The organism is Flavobacterium sp. LHD-85 (assembly GCF_030929595.1).
In the GTDB taxonomy this organism is placed as follows: domain Bacteria; phylum Bacteroidota; class Bacteroidia; order Flavobacteriales; family Flavobacteriaceae; genus Flavobacterium.
Genome location: NZ_JAVFVR010000010.1, coordinates 257,731 through 264,519, shown reverse-complemented (window position 1 = coordinate 264,519; position 6,789 = coordinate 257,731). Strand labels below are relative to the sequence as shown.

Annotated in this window: 3 protein-coding genes; all 3 read right to left on the bottom strand. The window is 35.7% G+C overall.

The genetic code is table 11. The annotated features are described in order from the left end of the window. Positions 1-513: 513 nt before the first annotated feature. Positions 514-1,305, bottom strand: a complete 792-nt coding sequence (locus RB618_RS17365) for a gluconate 5-dehydrogenase (protein WP_308069901.1) — start codon at positions 1,303-1,305, stop codon at positions 514-516. A 31-nt stretch (positions 1,306-1,336) separates the two neighbouring features. After that, complete coding sequence (locus tag RB618_RS17360) at positions 1,337-2,485, bottom strand: DUF4861 family protein (protein ID WP_308069900.1); 1,149 nt, start codon at positions 2,483-2,485, stop codon at positions 1,337-1,339. A 187-nt stretch (positions 2,486-2,672) separates the two neighbouring features. Next, positions 2,673-6,710: a two-component regulator propeller domain-containing protein gene (locus tag RB618_RS17355; protein WP_308069899.1), complete on the bottom strand. Its 4,038-nt coding sequence runs from the start codon at positions 6,708-6,710 to the stop codon at positions 2,673-2,675. Between the last annotated feature and the right edge of the window lie 79 nt (positions 6,711-6,789).

Below are 6,789 nucleotides of genomic sequence, written 5' to 3'. Positions count from 1 at the left end.
AGAAGTTAAGCCCGCCTGCGCAGATGGTACTGCATTATTGTGGGAGAGTATGTCGTCGCCTTTCTTTTGAAAACCCCGTTTCTAACGAAACGGGGTTTTTTGTTTTTGGGAATTTTGAATATCCGGAAGGCTTCTGCGATGCTATAGCCCTGATGCCTTCTTATTGGCTGATGCGTTAGTGATGGGAGCGGCATCCTTTTGCGGGATATGCAGAACTTCTTTTTTCCCCTATCGCCCTGCCCGCAAAAGATACAGCGGACAGCACGGCCCGCCGTGGCGGGAAACGCCATAATAATAACTATAGTGATTTTAGTTTTAGAAGTTTTATATTAGTTTCTTAAAGCTAATTTAGATGTTTTAATGAAATTAATGCCTATTGATGAGCTTTTAATAGAATCAGAAGCATTTATAGTTGTAAAAAGAAGACTCTAGAGCTTATTTTAGAATTCAGCAAATTGCTATTAGAAGATAGCGCATTAATTTGAAGAGATTAATGCGCTAGTTATAGAAGTATTATTCGTTTGATGGTTTTCCAATTGTAGCTAGAATTCCGCCATCTACATAAACTACGTGACCGTTTACAAAATCACTGGCTTTTGAACTTAAAAATATAGCAGCTCCTTGCAAATCTTCTGGATTTCCCCAACGTCCAGCAGGAGTTCTTCCCATAATAAATTCATTAAAAGGGTGACCATTTACTCGAATTGGCGCTGTTTGGCTTGTTGCAAAATAACCAGGACCAATTCCATTAGTCTGAATGTTGAATTTAGCCCATTCTGTAGCCATGTTTTTAGTCAGCATTTTCAAGCCACCTTTTGCCGATGCATACGCACTTACAGAATCTCTTCCTAGTTCGCTCATCATAGAACACATATTAATGATTTTTCCGCCACCGCGATTGATCATTCCTTTAACCACATTTTTAGAAACAATAAAAGGACCCGTTAAATCTACTTTTATTACCGCTTCAAAATCCGCAACTTCCATTTCGATAATTGGAGTTCTTTTAATAATTCCGGCATTATTGATCAAAATATCGATAGGCCCAACTTCAGCCTCAATTTTGCTGATTGCGGCAATTACGGCATTTTCGTCGGTTACATCAAATAAATAGCCATAAGCATCAATTCCTTCCGCTTTATATTCTGCAATTGCGCTGTCTACAGCCTCTTGCGAAGAATGATCATTTACTACAATTTTTGCACCTGCATGTCCAAGACCTTTAGCCATTGCCATTCCTAATCCGTGAACTCCTCCTGTAATTAGCGCTGTTTTCCCTGTTAAATCAAATAAGTTAATTGACATTTTTTTGTTTTTTGGTTAATAGTATTCTTAATTATTTTTTTGTTTTTGATGCTTCTTTCACATTCACAATCAAAGGATTTTGAAGTTCCTGATTGAAATGATCCAAATAATCCTGCCATTGTTTAGAATTGGTTATTTGCCCCGCTTTGTCCCAAGCAGCGCCTGAATAATAAACAATAGGTTCGTTATTTCTTACCGAAGTTAGGGCTAGCAGCTGTTCTTTATCTACCCACATTTTTTGGGCAGGAGTGCTCAATATTGCACCGACAGCGGTAGTTCCTTCTTTTTCAAAAGTGGGTTCCCAATAACTCATAATTCCCTGTTGTTCATTTAAGTCCATTATACCTTGCTTATCACGTCTTATAATCCCAACCACAACAGGCAAAGGGTTTTTATCGTCAAAAGTGTAATTGTTTTCAATTTTATTAAGCTGTGAACCAGCATCTATAGAAATGGTTTTTGTAGCCTTCACTTTTATTCCGCCAGCATTCCAGCTGTCATAAATCAATTGAAAAGTCGTGCGAAGCGGCCCATTATCCAATATTTTCCATTGATGATAATTTCCAGAATAACGAATCGTATCTTTTACAAAAGGAGCCATATTTCCTGCGCCTAAAGTATGCCCAACATGATAGTAATCAAGTCCATCACCATGATCGATATGATAATCGTTGCGTTTGTAACGGTCATTAAGAACCAGTTTAGAAGTATTTTTTACCCAAACATCAAAACCGTAAGCATCGCCTTCTGTTTTTTCCAGAGCTTTCCCGTAAGCACGAAAAGCGATTTTATCATTTTCCCAAGCAAAATCGTCCAATCTTTCAGGCACAAATCGAGCAAAAGTTTTTGGTGTAAATTTTTCAGGTTTTCCTTTCTGAATGAAAAGCTGTAGCGAACTTTTCGCTTTAAGATCTATTTGAACTAGTAAATTCTGAATTGCAGATTGTCCTTTGTGTTCCAATTGAAACGGAATCTGTTTTTGCGTTTTACTGTTAATAACCACAAAATCGGCAGTATCAATCTGCGGATAGGAGACAAGAATATCTTTCCATCTTATGGCTGTAACCGTTTCTTTTCTGTCTAGGGCAGAATTGTTTGTAATGGTAATGCCAGTCTTGTTTTGAGCTATAAGTGCAGAAGGTAATGCACAAAACAGTAAGATAAAGTGTAAAAATTTCATGAGATTTATTTTGAAGATTTTTTGAATGAATAAGTTCAGTTAAGGCATAGATTGGGCTGTCCGACTTGTAAAAGTGCTTTTTCGGATATAATTTTTCGAGTTTTAGAAAGTTGGCTTAAACCGTTTTTAGGTTCTTAGGATCAATTGATGAAATGTTTGCATTAAGGTTTCGTTGTGTTGTTGTATGTTATTCTTTTGTATTTTCTAATCGTGCCAAATATTCGCTTGGCATACAGCCATAATGCTGTTTAAAAGCAGTCGAGAAATAAGAGGGCGAATTAAAACCGCACATGTAGGTTATTTGAGCAATTGTATATCGTTTACTCTGCATTAATTCAACAGCTTTTTTAAAACGGATTCTTTTTATAAAATCCATTGCCGATTCGCCTGTAATTGCTTTTAATTTGATATAAAGATTCGAACGGCTCATTCCGATTTCACGGCTGAAATGATCTACAGTAAATTCAGAATCTGCCAAATGATCTTCGACAATTCTAATTGCTTCTTTTAAAAATTCTTCATCTAAAGTATTGAATGCAATATTCTCGGGAACCATTTCTTTTCCAACAGAATAATATTCTTTTAATCGTTTACGGGAACGTAATAAATTGGTGATTTTTGCAGCTAATAATGGAGTAGAAAATGGTTTTGTAATATAATCATCAGCACCCATTTCAAGACCTTTTATCTGCTGGCTGGTTTCATTTCGCGCTGTTAAAAGCATCAACGGAATATGCGATGTATTAATGTTTTGTTTTACACGTTTGCAAAAATGAAGCCCATCCAATTCGGGCATCATTACATCGCTAATAATTAAATCGAAAGGATTGACTTCTAATAAATCTAATGCCATTTGTCCGTTATGTGCCACCGTTACATCGTAAGTTTTGCTAAAATAATCCTGCAGATAATCGAGAATTTCCTTGTTATCATCTACAATCAGTAATTTAATAGGCTGGTTGCTGTCTATTATTTCATTTTCTTCCTCAATCTCATTTTCATTATTCAGTTCATTATCAGTAACAATAGACAAATCGTATAATGATTCTTCTATTTGCTGATCGTTTTTGTAAACCTGATCCAAAATAGGAATGGCAACTGTAAAAGTGCTTCCTTGCTCTTCGGCACTTTCGGCGCTAATTTCACCATGATGCAATTCGACCAAACGTTTTGTAAAAGCCAGACCAACACCAGAGCCCAAATTCATTTCTCGGTTGTTTACTTGATAAAAACGATCAAAGACTTTAGATAAATTCTCCGCACTAATTCCGACTCCCGTGTCAGCGACTTTTATTTGTACCGAATCATTTTTTTTCAATAATTCCACATGAATACTTTGTCCTTCTTTGGTGTATTTAAAAGCATTAGACAAAAGATTGAACAAAATTTTCTCCATTGCATCTTTATCAAAAAGAAACACAAGCTGCGGTTCGGCTGAGTGGAAAGTATAATGAATGTTGTTTTTTTCTGAAAGCGGTTTAAACGATTCGAAAATTTCCTGTGTAAAACGAACAATGTCGCTTTTACCCACTTTTAAAGGACGCGTTCCCATTTCTGTTTTTCTAAACTCAAAAAGCTGATCGACTAAATTGTAAAGCCTTTTGGCATTAATAAACATAAGTTCGTGTTTCTTTTTGGTGATTTTATCAGCAAAAGGCATTTTTAATAATTCTTCCAAAGGAGCTAAAATCAACGTTAAAGGCGTTCTGAGTTCGTGAGAAACATTTGTAAAAAAGTCCATTTTAATCTGGTTGATATAGCTCACTCTTTCCTTCTCAATTCTTTCCAGTTTTAACTGCTGCTCGGCTTGAATTCTTTCTTTAATGATTTTAAAGCCAATATATACCGCTGTACCAATAATAGCAAGAAGTAACAAAGAAAACCAGATTGTTTTGTACCAAGGCGGAAGTATTACAATTTGCAAACTTCTAACAGCACTCATTTCACCATTTGGACCAACAGCTTTTATCTGAAAATTGTATTTTCCCGCAGATAAATTGCTGTAGCTTACCTTCAATTCGTCTGTTCTTTGCCAGTCTTTATCTACACCTTCGAGTTTATAGAAATAGTAAGTTCTGTTGGAAGAAATGTAATTGAACGTATTAAAAAAGATGCTGAATTGCTTGTATTCTGGTCCAATTTCCAATTCTTTAACTTGATCAATATGCTGTTCCAAAATATCGGTTTCGTCGTCTACGGCAACCGTTTTATTTAAAACTTCTAAAGTCGTAAAACTTAGTTTTAAAGGAAGCGGACTCTGTTTGATCATCGACGGATAGAAATACGAAATGCCTTTTATACCTCCAAAAAGCAGCATTCCATCCGTTGCTTTGCAGAATGCATAATCGTTAAATTGCTTATTCTGTAAACCGTCACTTTCGTCAAAAGTCTGCACAGAACCTTTGTCTGGATTGAACTTGATTAATCCCGTGTTGGTAGAAATCCATAAGTTATTATCGTCTGGAATTATGCCGTAAATCGTTTCTTTAAAGAAATCTTTTCTTGCTTTAAAACTGATGAAAGATTCCTGCGTTTCATCATACAATCGTAAACCTTCTCGCGTTCCAATCCAGATTCGGTGTTTTTCATCTTCGGTAATGCAGTTTACAATGTCATCGCTTAATTTTCCGTGGCCAATAGTGCCAAATAATTGTGTTTCAGGATAAAAAAGTGTTACACCGTTTGTGGTGCCAATCCAGATTCGTTTTTTGCTGTCTTCAAAAAGAAAAGTAATATCGTCAGAAACGGGTCTTTTTCCTGCTTTATCCAAATGAATATGGGTAAATGTTTTGGTTTCGGGATGAAACTGATCCAATCCTGATCGTGTTCCGACCCAAATTCTGCCTTTAGAATCTTTCAGTAAACTATAAACCAAATTGCCCGCAATACTGTTCGGATTGTTTTCGTCGTGGCGAAAGCGCTGCACCAAACCTGTATTCGGATTCAAAATATTCAATCCGCCGTTATGCGTTCCCACTAAAACATTTCCGTTATTGTCAAATTCAATGGCTTTAATATTGTTCGAACTTAAACTGTTCGGATTGTTTTCGCTATTAGAATAATAACTGATGGTATTGCCATTTTTGTTCCAGTAATTCAGTCCTTTATCGTTGCTGCCAATCCAGAAATTGCCTTTAGCATCTTGTTTGATAACGCCAATAACTTCATCGTTTAAAGATGGTTTTCCTGAATTTTGGCTTAAAAGATTAAACTTGATATCGTTTTTATGATAATAGTTCAAACCACCATAATAAGTTCCTAACCAGATTCCGTTTTGTTTATCTCTAAAAATACAGCGAACCGAATTCTGGCTGATCGTATAAGGCTGTGAAATTTGGTGTGAATAATTGCTGAATGCGTTGTTTTTAAGGTTATAAATGCTCAAACCTTTAAACGTTCCAAACCATAAATTTCCTTCGGTGTCTTTGTTAATGCATCTAATGTTATTATCGGCAATGCTATTGTTTCCTGCATGATGAAGTAGAGAAGTAAGGGTTTTGTTTTGAGCATTATATTCAATTACACCTTCGCCTTCTGTAGCCACCCATAATTTTTTACCCTCAATAAAAACATCATTGATATAAGGTTTTTTTGAAGTCAGATTTATTTTTGAAAGCTGGTGAGATTGTGAATTCAGTTGAAAAAGACCAACATCTGTTCCTAATAAAATCTGTTTTTGCCAAATGCCGATGTATGCGATTTTTTTGATTTCATGCGAAGAAGCATTAAACTTTATCGGAACAAAATTCTTTTCATTTGGAGAAAGCACAAAAACATCTCCTGCAATAGAAGAAACCCAGATTCTATGCTGACTATCTTCTGTAATAGCAGAAATGTACCATTCGCCAATATTTCGCGGAAGCGGATAATTGATAAAACTATCCGTATTGTAATTGTAAACACTAATGCCCTGATTCCCGCCAACCCATAATTGTCCTTTATGATCGGTAAACAAACTTCGAATGTAATACGATTGCAGACTGTTTTTAACGTCTTTTATTGGGCGATACACTTTAAAACCTTTACTATCATAACGATTTAATCCGTCTTGCGTTCCAATCCAGATAAAACCCAAGGTATCCTGTTGAATGGCAAAAACAGAACTTTGCGACAAGCCTTTATCAACCGAAATGGTTCGGAAATAGCGGTCTTGCACTTGTCCGTGAACTTTTATTATAAAAAATACGATGAACAAAAGAACTGTTATGGCAATCTTTTTTCTCATGTTTATTAAAATGATTCTTGTTTTTTCCTGCAAGGTTTTTAAAACCTTGTAGGTATTACTAGTGCTATAATTTTTTCTT